A 13,618-nucleotide genomic window follows, 5' to 3' on the forward strand; every position below is an offset into this window, starting at 1 on the left:
CTCAGGCGGTCAGCGCGCGGACCAGCCGGGCAAGCGCCGGGCGCGGATCGGAGTCGGCGCCGGTGAGGCGGTGCATGATGACCCCGTCGAGATAGTCGACCAGGATGCCCGCCTCGGCCGCGCCGACCCCGGCCAGGGCCGTCAGCTCGATCGCCATGGCCCGCAGGCGCCGATGCCCGCGCCGCACGGATTCGTGCAGCGCGGGCATCGTCTGTGCCTCCCCGAACAGGGCCAGGCGCGCCTGGGTGCGGACGCGGCCCTCGGTGGTGGCGTGCACGGCGAACCGGGCCAGGCCCTCCACCAGATCGTCGAGGGTGGACAGGGTCAGTACCTGATCCAGGGCGGCCCAGTCGGCGTGATCGTGCTGCTCGAGCCGTTCGGCGAGCCCCGACAGCAAGGCCGCCCTGGTGCGGAAGTAGTTCGACGCCGAGCCCGTGGGCAGGCCCGCCGCCTCGTCCACCGCGCGATGGGTCAGCGCGCGCGAACCCCGGGTGCCCAGCACCACGATGGCCGCGTCGAGGACCTGCTCCCGTTTCGACACCACGCGGCGATACTACGCCCGTAGTGACGATCACTACAGTCGTAGTGTGCGGCACTACAGCAGTAGTAGCGTGGCGGCAGACCTGAAGCGAGGAGAGACCGGATGGCTACAGCGATCGTCGTCGGCGGCGGTATCGGGGGAATGGCCGCGGCGCTGGCCCTGCACGGCCGGGGGTGGTCGGTGGAGGTGCTCGAGCAGGCGCCGGAGATCACCGCCGTCGGCGCGGGAATCTCGCTGTGGAGCAACGCTTTACGCGCCCTCGACGCGCTGGGTGTGGGTGCCGCGGTGCGGGGGCAGTCGATCGACGGGACCTCGGCGGGCATCCGCGACACCCGGGGGCGATGGCTCTCGCGCACCGATATCGCCGCGCTGCGCGAGCGCTTCGGCACACCGGTGATCCTGCACCGCGCGGTCCTGCTCGACATCCTGCGCTCCGCCCTGCCCGCCGGTGTGCTGCGCACCGGGGTCTCGGTGCGCGAGGCGCGGACCGACGGCACCGTCGTGCACTCGGCGGGGACCTCGACCGCCGATCTGGTCGTCGGTGCGGACGGATTGCGCAGTGTGGTGCGCCGCGCGGTCTGCGGTGACGTCGAGCCCCGCTACGCCGGGTACACCGCCTGGCGCGCCGTCGTCGAGCTCGCCGACCCGCCCACCGATTTCGGCGAAACCTGGGGCCGCGGCGCGCGTTTCGGCATCGCGCCGCTGAAGGACGGACGGCTCTACTGGTTCGCCGTCGACAATGCCGCCGAACACGCACCCGGCGGGCTCGACGCGGTCCGCGCCCGCTTCGGTGACTGGCACGACCCGATCCCGGCCCTGCTCGCCGCCGCCGACCCGGACATGGTGCTGCACAACGACATCTACGACCTGCCCGCCCTGCCCACCTTCACCGCCGGCCGCGTCGCCCTGCTCGGCGACGCCGCCCACGCCATGACCCCCAATCTCGGCCAGGGCGGCTGCCAGGCCCTCGAAGACGCGGTCGTCCTGGCCCGCCACGCCGCCGACCCCGACGGCCTGACCCGCTACGACCACGAACGCCGCCCCCGCACCCGGATGATCACCCGCCGCTCCGCCCAGCTCGGCACCCTCGGCCAGCTCTCCGCCGCCCCACTGGTGGCCCTCCGCGACACTGCCCTGCGCCTGACCCCGTTCTCGGCCCAACTCCGTTCCATGGCCCCGATCCTCGACTGGACCTGCTGAGCAGTCGGAATGCGAGCCGACCCTGCGGACGCGATCAGCCGGGCGGGCGATAGCGGGCGGCCATGGCGTCGGCGATGGCGGCCAGGTCGGTGCGGAGTCGTTCGGGGGCGAGGACCTCGAGGTGCTGGCCGAGGGGGAGTAGTGCGTGGGTGAGGATGTCGACGGATTCGCCGGGGATCGTGATCTCGGCCCAGCCGTCGGCATCGGGTGGGCCCAGGGAGGCGAGGGCCTCGGTGACGGCGGCCGGGTCGTTCATCAGGCGTAGCAGGCCGAGGTGGGCGGTGGCGATGCGGCAGTGGGCGCGTACGCGCAGGATGGAGCGGGCGAAGTCGTCGGCGGCTGCCCGCCAGTGCGCGGACAGGTCGAAATCGGCTGGGCGGATGAAGGTCTCGCCGGTCGGCGCGGCGGTGACGATCCGGCTCGCCCGGTAGGACCGGATATCGGCGGACTCGCGTGCCACCAGATACCAGGTGCCCGCCTTCAGCACCAGGCCGAGCGGGTCGACGGTCCGATCCACCACGCGGTCGGGGCGCCGGTAGCCCAGCGCCAGCCTGCGGTCGTGCCAGAGCGCGTCGGCGACCGTGGCGAGAGCGGGGGTGTCGTCGGGGCGGTGGAACCAGCCGGGCATATCGATGTGGACGCGGTCGGCGATGCGGGTCGCCCGGCCGCGCAGTTCCGGGGGCAGGGCGGCGAGCATCTTCAGCTGGGCGGTCGCGAGCACGGTGCCCAACCCGAGATCGGCGGCAGCGCCCGGCAACCCCGCCAGCAGCACCGCGTCGGCCTCGTCGGAGGTGAGCCCGGTCAGGCGGGTGCGGTAGCCGTCGATCAGGCGCACCCCGCCGCCGCGCCCCGGCTCGCAGTACACCGGCACCCCGGCCTCCGACAGGGCCTCCACATCGCGATAGACCGTGCGGGTCGACACCTCCAGCTCGCGCGCCAGCGCGCCCGCGGTCGACCCGCCGGAGGCCTGGAGCGACAGCAGCAGTCGCACCAATCTGCTCGCGCGCATATCGCCGAGACTAGCCGGGAAACCTGACAGGAGATGTCTGGTTTGCGTCGTACCGTACGAGATATGACCACGTGGAGCCAGTTCACCCAGGAAGCACCGAGCATCGCCGCGCTGTTCCTGCGCAGGCACCAGGCCACCGGGAACCTGTGCATGCTCGGCACCGTCCGCGCCGACGGATCACCCCGCATCAGCCCCATCGAACCGATGATCTTCGACGGCATGCTCGTCCTGGCCGGCATGCCCGACACCCGCAAATTCGACGACCTCGCCCGCGACCCCCGCTTCTGCCTGCACACCGCCACCGTCGACACCAAGGTCACCGACGGCGACGCCAAACTCTTCGGCACCGTCACCGACATCACCGACGAATCCGTCCACCGCCGCTTCGCCCAGAAACTCTTCGACGACTCCGGCTTCGACATCCGCGAAGAGAAATTCGACCACTTCTTCGTCGCCGACCTCACCGGCGCCTCCACCGTCGAGGTAGCCGACGACCACCTCGACATCACCGTCTGGAAGCCCGGCGCAGGCGAACGAGTGATCCGCAAGGACTGACCACGTCCCGGGCGATTCTCAATCGTCGGCGGCGACGATCAGCGCCACCTCGCCCCGACGGCGATCGATGGTGAGGAATTCGTTGAATTCGGTGTGGATCCGGCCGTGCTCGCAGACGGCATCGTCACCGAGATCCCGCAGGACGTGGATGGTATCGGCGGCCGCGAACCGCCGGTGGACCTGCTCGTCGAGGACCGCCGCGAGCTCGGCCGGTACGGCGCCGTAGGCCGCCGCCCAGCGATCGAATCGTGCGGCGGCCGCTTCTGCAGGCACCCGGCTGTAGTCGGCTGTCCCGATGCACTCGATCCGGAACGGGCCGTGGATCGTGCCCTTCGGGTCGGCTCCGGCGCCGATATACCCGTCGCGGTACGACTCCGCGTCGATGACCGCCGAGATCACCACGGTGTCCGCGGCATCGGTAACGAGTCCGAAACGCGAGATGTGGACCCACCGGTAGGCGTGATTGAACGGATAGCCGCGGAAGTTCACGAAAATTGGATCGTCCGCGGCAAGGTTCGATGGCACGGGCGTGACCGTATCGCCGTTGTCGCGATCGTGTCGATTCTTTTCTGGGCGCCCGCGAGGTGACGTGGGGTGGGGTGGGGGTTGTGTCACGATGACGGCATGGAGGTGCTTGCTTCCGGGGAGGTCGGGGGGCCGTCGGCGATCGTGTCGCTGTTCTGGGTGGCGGTGGTGGCGGTGGGGGCGCCGTTGCTGTCGCGGGTGTTGCGGGGGTATGTGCCGGATGTGGTGATCCTGCTGGTGGCGGGGACGGTGCTCGGGCCGTTCGCGCTCGGGTGGGCGTCCGGGGACGGGGGTGTGGATCTGATAGAGGAGCTCGGGCTCGGGATGCTGTTCCTGCTGGCCGGGTACGAGCTGGATCCGCGGTTGCTGCGCGGGCGGTCGGGGCGGGTGGCCTGGCTGGTGTGGCTGGCGGGGCTGGTGTTCGGGTTCGGGTTGGTGACGGTGCTGGCGAGCGGGGAGCCCACGACGAACCACATCGCCGTGGCCATCGCCATGACCTCCACCGCGCTGGGCACGCTGCTGCCGATCGTCAAGCAGGCGGGGCTGCTGGACACCCCGCTCGGCCGGGCGGTGCTCGCGCACGGCGCGGTCGGCGAGCTGGGCCCGATCGTGGCCATGTCGGTGTTGCTGAGCAGCCACAGCGTGGGCGCGGCGCTGGTGGTGCTGGGCCTGTTCGTGGTGGCCACGCTGCTGGCGGGCATCGTCCCGCTGCGCCTGTTCACCCGTATCCCCGATCTCGGGGCGGCGCTGGCCCGGATGGACGGCGGCACCTCCCAGCTGCCGGTGCGCGGCGCGATCCTGCTGCTGCTCGTGCTGATGGTGGTCGCCGAGCGTTTCGATCTGGACGTGGTGCTGGGCGCCTTCGCCGCCGGGATGGTGCTGCGCCGCCTCATCGCGGCCGGGCATCCGCGCGTGGACGAGCAGCTCGAGACCATCGGCTACGGCCTGCTGATCCCGGTGTTCTTCGTGGTCTCGGGCATGGGCATCGACATGGCCGCGGTGGCGGACGAACCCCTGCTGTGGGCCGGATTCGTGCTCGCCATCGCGGTGGCGCGCGGGTTGCCGGTCTGGTTCAGCGAACGGTTCGTCGCGCACGGGCGCAACCTCGAGACCCCGCGCGAGCGCGTCCAGCTCGCCCTGTTCGCCGCGACGGGCCTGCCGATCATCGTCGCGGTCACCCAGGTGGCGGTGTCGACGGACATGATGACCGCCGAGACCGCCTCGGTCCTGATCGCCGCGGGCGCCACGACGGTATTGTTGTTTCCGCTGGTCGCGCGCCTGATCGGACGCAGCGCACCCACGTCGGTCACACCTGCCCATGAATGAGCTTGCACAGTCGTGCATAATCATCACATGGTTGATTCGTCGGGAGGACCCGTGTTGCGGGTGGCGGTTGCCGGTGCGAGTGGATACGCCGGTGGCGAAGTGTTGCGTCTGCTGCTGAACCACCCGGAGTACCGAGCCGGGCGCCTCGAGATCGGGGCGCTGACCGGTGGATCCAACGCGGGCACCCCGCTGGGTGAGCTCCAGCCGCACCTGCTGCCGCTGGCGGGCCGGATCCTGGAAGCGACCACCCCCGACACCCTGGCGGGCCACGACGTGGTCTTCCTCGGCCTCCCGCACGGCCAGTCGGCCGCCATCGCGCAGGCCCTGCCCGAGTCCACCGTCATCATCGACTGCGGCGCCGACTTCCGGCTCACCGACGCCGCGGCCTGGGAGAAGTACTACGGCAGCGCCCACGCGGGCAGCTGGCCCTACGGCCTGCCCGAACTACCCGGCGGGCGCGAACGGCTGATCGGCGCCAAGCGCATCGCGGTGCCCGGCTGCTACCCGACCGTCGCCAGCGTCGCCCTGGCCCCGGCCATCGCCGCCGGGATCATCGAACCCACCGTCAATGTCGTCGCCGTGAGCGGCACCTCGGGCGCGGGCCGCAAGCTCGACGTCGGCCTGCTGGGCTCGGAGGTGATGGGCAGCGTGCGCGCCTACAGCATCGCCGGCGCGCACCGGCACACCCCCGAGATCGCGCAGAACCTGAAAGCCGCGGGCGGCGTGGACGTCTCGGTGTCGTTCACCCCGGTGCTCGCGCCCATGCCGCGCGGCATCCTGGCCACCTGCACCGCCCCGGTGAAGGTCGACGCGGCCCAGGCGCGCGCGGTCTACGAGAAGGCCTACGCCGACGAGCCGTTCGTGCACGTGCTGCCCGAAGGTCTGCTCCCGCAGACCGGTTCGGTGATCGGCTCCAACGCCATCACCCTGCAGGTCACCGTCGACGCCGACGCGGGCCTGCTGGTGGTGATCGGCGCGGTCGACAACCTGGCCAAGGGCACCGCGGGCGCCGCCGTGCAATCGATGAATCTGGCCGTCGGCTTCGACGAGACCGCAGGACTTTCCACCGTAGGAGTGGCACCGTGACCAGCAAACTGATCCACACCCAGGGCGTCACCGCCCCGCTCGGTTTCCGGGCGGCGGGTATCGCGGCCGGGATCAAGGCCAGCGGCAAGCCCGACCTCGCGCTGGTGCTCAACGAGGGGCCCGAGTACGCGGCGGCCGGGGTGTTCACCAGCAACCAGGTCAAGGCGGCGCCGGTGCTGTGGTCGCAGCAGGTGCTCAAGACCGGGCGGCTGCGCGCGGTGATCCTCAACTCCGGCGGCGCCAACGCCTGCACCGGCCCCGGCGGTTTCCAGGACACCCACCGCACCGCCGAGGAACTCGCCGCGGCACTGAGCAATTGGGGCACCGAGACCGGCGCGGGCGAGATCGCGGTCTGCTCCACCGGGCTGATCGGCGACCGGCTGCCGATGGACAAACTCATCCCGGCGGTCACCGAGATCGTGCACGAGATGGGTGGCGGCATGTCGGGCGGTACCGAGGCCGCCCACGCCATCATGACCACCGACACCGTGCCCAAGGAATCGGCCTTCCACCACGAGGACAAGTGGAATGTCGGCGGCATGGCCAAGGGCGCGGGCATGCTCGCCCCCTCGCTGGCCACCATGCTCGTCGTACTCACCACCGACGCGGTGGCCACCCCCGAACAGCTCGACGCGGCGCTGCGCAAGGCCACCAAGTACACCTTCGACCGCCTCGACGTCGACGGCTCCTGCTCCACCAACGACACCGTGCTGCTGCTGGCCAACGGCGCCAGCGGCGTCACCCCGTCCCAGGACGACCTCGACGCGGCCGTGTTCACCGTCTGCGACGACCTCGCCGCCCAGCTCATGGCCGACGCCGAGGGCGTCACCAAGCGGGTGCGGGTCACCGTCACCGGCGCCGCCACCGAGGACGAGGCACTCACCGTCGCCCGTGCGGTGGCCCGCGACAGCCTGGTCAAGACCGCCCTGTTCGGCTCCGACCCCAACTGGGGCCGGGTGCTGGCCGCGGTCGGCATCGCCCCGGTGACGCTGGACCCGAACCGGATCGCGGTGTCGTTCAACGGCAATCCGGTCTGTGTCGACAGCGTCGGCGCCCCGGGCGCGCGCGAGGTCGACCTGTCGGGCGAGGACATCGAGGTGCTGATCGAACTCCATGTCGGCGAGGGCACCGCCATGGTGCGCACCACCGACCTCTCGCACGCCTACGTCGAAGAGAACTCGGCCTACAGCTCATGAGCAGTGTGGTGCACAGCCTTTCGGCCCTGGACAAGGCCCACGTGCTCGCCGACGCGCTGCCGTGGCTGCAGAAGTTCCGCGACAAGATCGTCGTGGTCAAGTACGGCGGCAACGCCATGATCGACGCCGAGCTCAAGGCGGCCTTCGCCGCCGACATGGCGTTCCTGCGCACCGTCGGGGTGCACCCGGTGGTGGTGCACGGCGGTGGCCCGCAGATCAATGCCATGCTGAAGCGGCTCGGCATGGAAGGCGAGTTCCGCGGCGGTTTCCGGGTCACCACGCCCGAGGTGATGGATGTGGTGCGGATGGTGCTGTTCGGGCAGGTCGGGCGCGAGCTCGTCGGCTTGATCAACGCGCACGGCCCCTACGCGGTCGGCATCTCCGGCGAGGACGCGCACCTGTTCACCGCGACCCGCCGCACCGTCACCGTCGACGGCGCGGCCACCGATATCGGCCTGGTCGGCGATGTCACCGAGGTCAATCCCGGCGCGGTGCTCGACCTGATCGACGCGGGGCGCATCCCGGTGGTCTCCACCATCGCCCCCGACGCCGACGGCGTGGTGCACAACATCAACGCCGACACCGCCGCGGCCGCCCTGGCCGAGGGCATCGGCGCGGAGAAACTCGTCGTCCTCACCGATGTCGAGGGCCTCTACACCGACTGGCCCGACCGGTCCTCGCTGACCAGCGAGATCGACGCCGCGGCCCTGGCGGAGTTGCTGCCGCGCCTGGATGCGGGCATGGTGCCCAAGATGGAAGCCTGCCTGCGCGCTGTGCAGGGCGGGGTGCCCAGCGCCCACGTGATCGACGGCCGCGTGCCGCATTCGGTCCTGCTGGAGCTGTTCACCGGAGAAGGAATCGGAACGATGGTGACCTCATGAGCGAAGTAGCGAAGATCCAGCAGCGGTGGTCGGCCGCGATGATGAACAACTACGGCACCCCGAAGGTCGCGCTGGTGCGCGGCGCGGGCGCGGTGGTCTACGACGCCGACGGCAAGCGCTACGTCGACTTCCTCGGCGGCATCGCGGTCAACAGCCTCGGCCACGCGCATCCGGCCATCCTGGAAGCGGTCACCCAGCAGCTGGGCACCCTCGGCCACGTGTCGAACATCTACGCCAACGAGCCGGTGATCGAGCTGGCCGAGAAGCTGCTGGCGCACTTCGGTGACGGCGAGGGCCGGGCGTTCTTCTGCAACTCCGGCACCGAGGCCAACGAGGCCGCGTTCAAGATCGCCCGGCTCACCGGCCGGACCAAGATCGTCGCCGCCGAGGAGGCCTTCCACGGCCGCACCATGGGCGCGCTCGCGCTCACCGGTCAGCCGTCCAAGCGCGAGCCGTTCGAGCCGATGCCGCCCGGTGTCGTGCACGTGCCCTACGGTGACGCCGCCGCGCTGGAGGCCGTCGTCGACACCGACACCGCCGCGGTGTTCCTGGAGCCGATGATGGGGGAGAGCGGCGTGGTCGTCCCGCCGTTCGACTACCTGGCCAAGGCCCGCGAGATCACCTCCCGGGCGGGCGCGCTGCTCATCCTCGACGAGGTGCAGACCGGAATCGGCCGCACCGGAACATTCTTCGCGCACCAGGCCGCGGGCATCGTGCCCGACGCCATCACCCTGGCCAAGGGCCTGGGCGGTGGCCTGCCGATCGGCGCCGTGCTGGCCCAGGGCCGCGCCGCCGAGCTGCTCACGCCCGGCCTGCACGGCACCACCTTCGGCGGCAACCCCGTCTGCGCCGCCGCCGCGCTGGCGGTGCTGCGCACGATCGACGCCGAAGACCTGCTCTCCCATGTGGAATGGGTCGGCAAGAAGCTCAGCGACGGCATCGCCCTGCTCGAGCATCCCGAGATCGATCACGTGCGTGGCGCGGGCCTGCTCATCGGTATCGTGTTGCGCGACAACATCTCCGCGCACGTGGACGAGCGGGCGCGGGAGGCGGGCTACCTGATCAACCCCGCCAAGCCGAACGTGATCCGGCTGGCGCCGCCACTGGTGCTCACCGAAACCCAGGCCGACAACTTCATCGCCGACCTGCCGGGAATTCTCGACCAGGCCGCTGCCGATGCGAAGGGAGCGCCCCAGTGACCCTGCGCCACTTTCTGCGCGACGACGACGTGACCCAGGCCGAACAGGCCGAAATCCTCGCCATCGCCGCGGAATTGAAGCAGAACCCGTTCGCGCACCGGCCGCTGGACGGCCCGCGCGGGGTCGGGGTGATCTTCGAGAAGAACTCCACCCGCACCCGCTTCTCCTTCGAACTGGGCATCGCCCAGCTCGGCGGGCACGCGGTGGTGGTCGACGGCCGCGACACCCAGCTCGGCCGCGAGGAAACCCTCGGTGACACCGGCAGCGTGCTCTCGCGCTACGTCGACGCCATCGTGTGGCGCACCTTCGAGCAGGCGCGCCTGGACGAGATGGCCGTCACCGCGACGGTTCCCGTGGTGAACGCGCTGTCCAACGAGTTCCATCCGTGCCAGGTGCTCGCCGATCTGCAGACCATCGCCGAGCGCAAGGGCACCCTGGCGGGGCTGAACCTCACCTACTTCGGCGACGGCGCCAACAATATGGCGCACTCGCTGCTGCTGGGTGGCGTGACGGCGGGCATGAACGTCACCGTGGCGGCCCCGGCCGGATTCGAGCCGCTGCCGTGGATCCTCGAGGCCGCCGCCAAGCGCGCCGCCGAGACCGGCGCGACGGTGTCGGTCACCGGTGATCCGGTGGCGGGCGCGCGCGGCGCCGATGTGCTCGTCACCGACACCTGGACCTCGATGGGCCAGGAGAACGACGGCCTCGACCGCGTCGGCCCGTTCCGCCCGTTCCAGCTCAACACCGAACTGCTCGGCCACGCCGCCCCGGAAGCCATTGTGCTGCACTGCCTTCCGGCCCACCGCGGCGAGGAGATCACCGACGAGGTGCTCGACGGCGCGCACAGCGTGGTCTGGGACGAGGCCGAGAACCGCCTGCACGCCCAGAAGGCGCTGCTGGTCTGGCTGCTGGCGAAAGCCGCCGCGTGAGACCGCGAACCGGGGCCGGCGTGGGGGTCCAGCGATGAGCGCGCCCGAGAAGGGCTCGCCCGCCATCGCGCGCACCCGCGCCGGCCGCCAGTCGCGGATCGTGGAGCTGCTCAGCGCGCATTCGGTGCGCAGCCAGACCGAGCTGGCCGCGCTGCTGGCCGCCGAGGGCATCGAGATCACCCAGGCCACCCTCTCGCGGGATCTCGACGAACTCGGCGCGGTGAAGCTGCGCGCGGCCGACGGCGGCGCGGGCGTCTATGTGGTGCCCGAGGACGGCAGCCCCGTGCGCGGGGTCACCGGTGGCACCGGCCGGTTGTCCAAACTGCTCGGTGACCTGCTGGTCTCCACCGACGCCAGCGGCAATCTCGCCGTGCTGCGGACCCCGCCCGGCGCGGCGCATTTCCTGGCCAGTGCGCTGGACCGGGCCGCGCTGCCCTTCATCGTCGGCACGATCGCCGGTGACGACACGATCGCCGTGATCGCCCGCGAACCCCTCACCGGCGCCGAACTGGCCGCCGAGATCGAACGCCTGGCCTGACCGGTCTCAGGACGCGGGCGGCGGAACGCGCAGGCCCGCGAGGGTGATCTCGGTGAGCAGCGGCGCCGACTCGGCCGCGGCCTGACAGCCCGCGCCGATGCCGTGGCCCAGGCGTAGGATGTCGCGCGGGCCGACCTCGGGGCGGATGATGCCCGCCTCCTGCACCGGCACCAGCACGCTGCCCGCGGCCTCGCCCAGCAGCGTCGAGCAGGCCGAGAAGGTCTCGGAGGTGCGGTCGATCGCGGCCTTGAGGGTGTTCGCCAGGCCGTGCCGCTCGAGGATGTAGGTGACGAGTTCGCCGAACCACGTCTCGAACGCGGCCAGCGGCGGCTCGGATCGGCGCAGTTCCTCCGCGCGGGCGGCGAGCGCTTCGATATTGGCGCGGTAGACCGCCTCCATCAGCGCGGTGCGATGCGGGAAGTGCCGGTACAGGGTGCCCGCGCCCACGCCCGCGCGGCGGGCGATGTCGTCGAGTGGAGCGTCGGTGCCGTGTTCGGCGAAAGCGTCACGCGCGCAGGCGATGATGCGCTCGTAGTTGCGGCGTGCGTCGGCGCGCATCGGCCGCGACGGTGCGTCCACGAGAATCCTCCACTGGAAACGGATGAAGTCTCCGTTTAGTCTTGCGGAACCGGAGGCTTTCTTCCTATGCTAGCTCTGTCTTAAACGGAGACTCTCTCCGTTTGCTTCCACTCTCGATGGAGCGTCGGTGACCACCACACTTGTGCAGAAATCCCGGGTCGATCGCACCCGGCCGGGCCTCGTCCTGTTCACCCTGCTGACCTGTCAGCTCATGATCATTCTCGATGTCACCGTGATGAATGTGGCGCTGCCGCACATCCGGACGGATCTGGACTTCAGTCCCACCGGGCTGTCCTGGGTGATGAACTCCTACACCCTCGTCTTCGGTGGGCTGCTGCTGCTCGGCGGCCGTGCCGGTGATCTGTTCGGCCGCCGCAGGCTGTTCCTCTGGGGCACCACGCTGTTCACCCTCGCCTCGCTGGCCGGTGGCCTGGCGCCCTCGGCGGGCTGGCTGCTCGCGGCGCGGGTGCTGCAGGGCATCGGCGGTGCCATGGCCGCGCCCAATACCCTCGCGCTGCTCACGACCACGTTCGCCGAGCCGAAGGCCCGCATCCGGGTGCTCGCGTTGTTCTCCGGGATGTCCAGTGCCGGTTTCGCGATCGGGCTGATCGTGGGCGGGCTGCTCACCGAGTGGTTCGGCTGGCGCTCGGTGCTGTTCATCAATGTGCCGTTCGGGCTGGTCATCGCGGTGCTCGCAGGACGGTATCTGCCCGAGGCGCCGCGGCGGCCCGCGCGGCTGGACCTGCCGGGCGCGGTGACCGCGACGGCCGGTGTCGCCGCGCTGGTCTACGGATTCATCAGCGCCGCCTCCGACGGGTGGGGCGCGGCCGGGACCGATATCTTCCTCGCGCTCGGCGTGGTGCTGCTGGCGGCGTTCCTCGCGGTCGAATCGCGGGCGCCGCAGCCCTTGCTGCCGCTGGGGCTGTTCGCCGACCGCAATCGCGCCGCCGCCTATCTGAACATGTTCCTCGGGCCGATGGCGGGCATGTCGATGTTCTTCTTCCTGACCCAGTATCTCCAGGATGTGCTGGGAATGAGTTCGCTGGCAACGGGTTTCGCGTTCCTGCCGACGGCGGTGCTGATGTTCACCATGATCCGCTTCATCCCCCGGCTGCTGGCCCGCTTCGGCCCGAAACCGGTGACCCTGACCGGCACCGTCGCCATGGTCACCGGCCTGGTCCTGCTCACCCGCCTGTCGGCCGACACCGGCTACTTCCCGCTGCTGTTCGTGGCCATGGTCGCCATGGGTTGCGGTCTGGGCCTGGCCTTCTCGCCGCTGAACGTGATCATCATGTCCACGGTCTCCGCGGAGGAGGCGGGCGCGGCGGGCGGCGCGTTGCAGACCCTCCAGCAGACCGGTGGCGCGCTCGGCCTGGCCGTTCTGGTGACGGTCTTCGGCACCGCCGCCCGCGCGGCAGGCGGCTCACCCACCCACGCCCTGGTCGGCGGCATGACCGCCGCCTTCGCCGCGGCCGCTGTCATCGCGGCTCTCACCGTCGTGGTCGCCCTCACTTTCCGTGGCGGCCGCGCGACCGGGTGACCAGCGTTCCGTGCGCTTTGCGGACCAGTAGGACGGCGACCAGCGCGGTGCCGACCAGGGAGGAGAGGTAGCCGATCACGTTGTAGACGCGGTGTGGTTCGAGCACCGGGGCACGCAACAGCTCCCAGTGCCGGACCGCGAAACCGCCTGTCTGCGTCACGGAATCCCACGCCAGATGCGTCATCGCCCCGACCGCGAGCGCGGCGATCGTCGCCATCGGCTGCCCGCCGGGCCGGGGCGGTGCCGGTGTGGACCGCGACACGCGGTAGGGCGACAGCGCGAGCGCGGGCGGCGCTGACAGCCGGAAGGCCGCCAGCAGCGCGAGGCCGAGCAGCAGATTCCAGCTCAGCAGTCCGAGCGGGGAATGCGTCGCGCTGCCGTCGAGCGGCAACGGCAGGTAGTAGACGACATCCGGGGCGACCGCGCCGGCGACGAGCGCGGGCACCGGGAGGTATCGGGCGAAGGGCAGCACCGCGATCGGGTGGGCGAGCGTGATCGGCACCGGCTCACCGTA

The 13,618-nt window shown here is 70.9% G+C and carries 15 protein-coding genes; 10 read left to right on the forward strand and 5 right to left on the reverse strand.

Annotation, left to right across the window (positions count from 1 at the left end; genetic code table 11):
• Position 1: 1 nt before the first annotated feature.
• Positions 2 to 544: a TetR/AcrR family transcriptional regulator gene (locus tag ACFC06_RS28470; protein ID WP_375938345.1), complete on the reverse strand. Its 543-nt coding sequence runs from the start codon at positions 542 to 544 to the stop codon at positions 2 to 4.
• A gap of 99 nt (positions 545 to 643) precedes the next feature.
• On the opposite strand from ACFC06_RS28470, the gene ACFC06_RS28475 reads away from it, so the two are divergent.
• Complete coding sequence (locus tag ACFC06_RS28475) at positions 644 to 1,741, forward strand: FAD-dependent monooxygenase (RefSeq protein WP_375938348.1); 1,098 nt, start codon at positions 644 to 646, stop codon at positions 1,739 to 1,741.
• Between the two features lie 34 nt (positions 1,742 to 1,775).
• On the opposite strand, the gene ACFC06_RS28480 is transcribed toward ACFC06_RS28475, so the two are convergent.
• Positions 1,776 to 2,750, reverse strand: coding sequence for a helix-turn-helix transcriptional regulator (locus ACFC06_RS28480; RefSeq protein WP_375938351.1), 975 nt, complete (start codon positions 2,748 to 2,750; stop codon positions 1,776 to 1,778).
• 63 nt (positions 2,751 to 2,813) lie between these two features.
• Between ACFC06_RS28480 and ACFC06_RS28485 the strand changes: the two genes are divergently transcribed.
• Positions 2,814 to 3,305, forward strand: a complete 492-nt coding sequence (locus tag ACFC06_RS28485) for a pyridoxamine 5'-phosphate oxidase family protein (protein ID WP_375938354.1) — start codon at positions 2,814 to 2,816, stop codon at positions 3,303 to 3,305.
• A gap of 18 nt (positions 3,306 to 3,323) precedes the next feature.
• Here ACFC06_RS28485 and ACFC06_RS28490 read toward each other — a convergent pair whose 3' ends face one another.
• Positions 3,324 to 3,920 (reverse strand): hypothetical protein, encoded by a 597-nt coding sequence (locus ACFC06_RS28490; protein ID WP_375938357.1) that lies wholly within the window; start codon positions 3,918 to 3,920, stop codon positions 3,324 to 3,326.
• A 9-nt stretch (positions 3,921 to 3,929) separates the two neighbouring features.
• Here ACFC06_RS28490 and ACFC06_RS28495 point away from each other — a divergent pair, with 9 nt between their 5' ends.
• The 7 genes from ACFC06_RS28495 to ACFC06_RS28525 are packed head-to-tail and all read left to right on the forward strand — an operon-like array spanning position 3,930 to position 10,985.
• Complete coding sequence (locus tag ACFC06_RS28495) at positions 3,930 to 5,156, forward strand: cation:proton antiporter (RefSeq protein ID WP_375938360.1); 1,227 nt, start codon at positions 3,930 to 3,932, stop codon at positions 5,154 to 5,156.
• Positions 5,157 to 5,183: 27 nt separating this feature from the next.
• Positions 5,184 to 6,242 (forward strand): N-acetyl-gamma-glutamyl-phosphate reductase, encoded by a 1,059-nt coding sequence (argC, locus tag ACFC06_RS28500; protein ID WP_375938363.1) that lies wholly within the window; start codon positions 5,184 to 5,186, stop codon positions 6,240 to 6,242.
• Positions 6,239 to 7,438, forward strand: coding sequence for a bifunctional glutamate N-acetyltransferase/amino-acid acetyltransferase ArgJ (gene argJ / locus ACFC06_RS28505; RefSeq protein ID WP_375938367.1), 1,200 nt, complete (start codon positions 6,239 to 6,241; stop codon positions 7,436 to 7,438). Before argC ends, argJ begins: the two co-directional genes overlap by 4 nt.
• Positions 7,435 to 8,319 carry an acetylglutamate kinase gene (gene argB, locus ACFC06_RS28510; RefSeq protein WP_375938370.1) on the forward strand — a complete coding sequence of 295 codons (885 nt, stop codon included), beginning with the start codon at positions 7,435 to 7,437 and terminating at the stop codon, positions 8,317 to 8,319. The genes argJ and argB overlap by 4 nt, the downstream gene beginning before the upstream one ends.
• On the forward strand, positions 8,316 to 9,518 hold the full coding sequence (locus ACFC06_RS28515; protein ID WP_375938373.1) for an acetylornithine transaminase: 1,203 nt from the start codon (positions 8,316 to 8,318) through the stop codon (positions 9,516 to 9,518). The genes argB and ACFC06_RS28515 overlap by 4 nt, the downstream gene beginning before the upstream one ends.
• Positions 9,515 to 10,447: an ornithine carbamoyltransferase gene (gene argF / locus ACFC06_RS28520; RefSeq protein ID WP_375938376.1), complete on the forward strand. Its 933-nt coding sequence runs from the start codon at positions 9,515 to 9,517 to the stop codon at positions 10,445 to 10,447. The genes ACFC06_RS28515 and argF overlap by 4 nt, the downstream gene beginning before the upstream one ends.
• A 34-nt stretch (positions 10,448 to 10,481) precedes the next feature.
• Positions 10,482 to 10,985 (forward strand): arginine repressor, encoded by a 504-nt coding sequence (locus ACFC06_RS28525; protein WP_375938379.1) that lies wholly within the window; start codon positions 10,482 to 10,484, stop codon positions 10,983 to 10,985.
• 6 nt (positions 10,986 to 10,991) lie between these two features.
• On the opposite strand, the gene ACFC06_RS28530 is transcribed toward ACFC06_RS28525, so the two are convergent.
• Positions 10,992 to 11,564 carry a TetR/AcrR family transcriptional regulator gene (locus ACFC06_RS28530; RefSeq protein WP_375938382.1) on the reverse strand — a complete coding sequence of 191 codons (573 nt, stop codon included), beginning with the start codon at positions 11,562 to 11,564 and terminating at the stop codon, positions 10,992 to 10,994.
• A 127-nt stretch (positions 11,565 to 11,691) separates the two neighbouring features.
• Between ACFC06_RS28530 and ACFC06_RS28535 the strand changes: the two genes are divergently transcribed.
• Entirely contained in the window at positions 11,692 to 13,104 is a 1,413-nt protein-coding gene (locus tag ACFC06_RS28535; protein ID WP_375938385.1) for an MFS transporter, read from the forward strand.
• On the opposite strand, the gene ACFC06_RS28540 is transcribed toward ACFC06_RS28535, so the two are convergent.
• Positions 13,073 to 13,606 carry a DUF4184 family protein gene (locus ACFC06_RS28540; protein ID WP_375938388.1) on the reverse strand — a complete coding sequence of 178 codons (534 nt, stop codon included), beginning with the start codon at positions 13,604 to 13,606 and terminating at the stop codon, positions 13,073 to 13,075. The two genes, ACFC06_RS28535 and ACFC06_RS28540, sit on opposite strands and share 32 nt — an antisense overlap.
• Positions 13,607 to 13,618: the final 12 nt, after the last annotated feature.

The sequence above is a fragment of the Nocardia sp. NPDC056064 genome (assembly GCF_042266925.1).
GTDB lineage: Bacteria > Actinomycetota > Actinomycetes > Mycobacteriales > Mycobacteriaceae > Nocardia.

Excerpts from the sequence above, each read along its gene's own strand:
- ACFC06_RS28515 (WP_375938373.1), top strand. The coding sequence starts at position 8,316 with ATGAGCGAAGTAGCGAAGATCCAGCAGCGGTGGTCGGCCGCGATGATG.
- ACFC06_RS28480 (WP_375938351.1), bottom strand. The coding sequence starts at position 2,750 with ATGCGCGCGAGCAGATTGGTGCGACTGCTGCTGTCGCTCCAGGCCTCC.
- argC (WP_375938363.1), top strand. The coding sequence starts at position 5,184 with ATGGTTGATTCGTCGGGAGGACCCGTGTTGCGGGTGGCGGTTGCCGGT.
- argB (WP_375938370.1), top strand. The coding sequence starts at position 7,435 with ATGAGCAGTGTGGTGCACAGCCTTTCGGCCCTGGACAAGGCCCACGTG.
- ACFC06_RS28485 (WP_375938354.1), top strand. The coding sequence starts at position 2,814 with ATGACCACGTGGAGCCAGTTCACCCAGGAAGCACCGAGCATCGCCGCG.
- ACFC06_RS28475 (WP_375938348.1), top strand. The coding sequence starts at position 644 with ATGGCTACAGCGATCGTCGTCGGCGGCGGTATCGGGGGAATGGCCGCG.
- ACFC06_RS28495 (WP_375938360.1), top strand. The coding sequence starts at position 3,930 with ATGGAGGTGCTTGCTTCCGGGGAGGTCGGGGGGCCGTCGGCGATCGTG.
- ACFC06_RS28525 (WP_375938379.1), top strand. The coding sequence starts at position 10,482 with ATGAGCGCGCCCGAGAAGGGCTCGCCCGCCATCGCGCGCACCCGCGCC.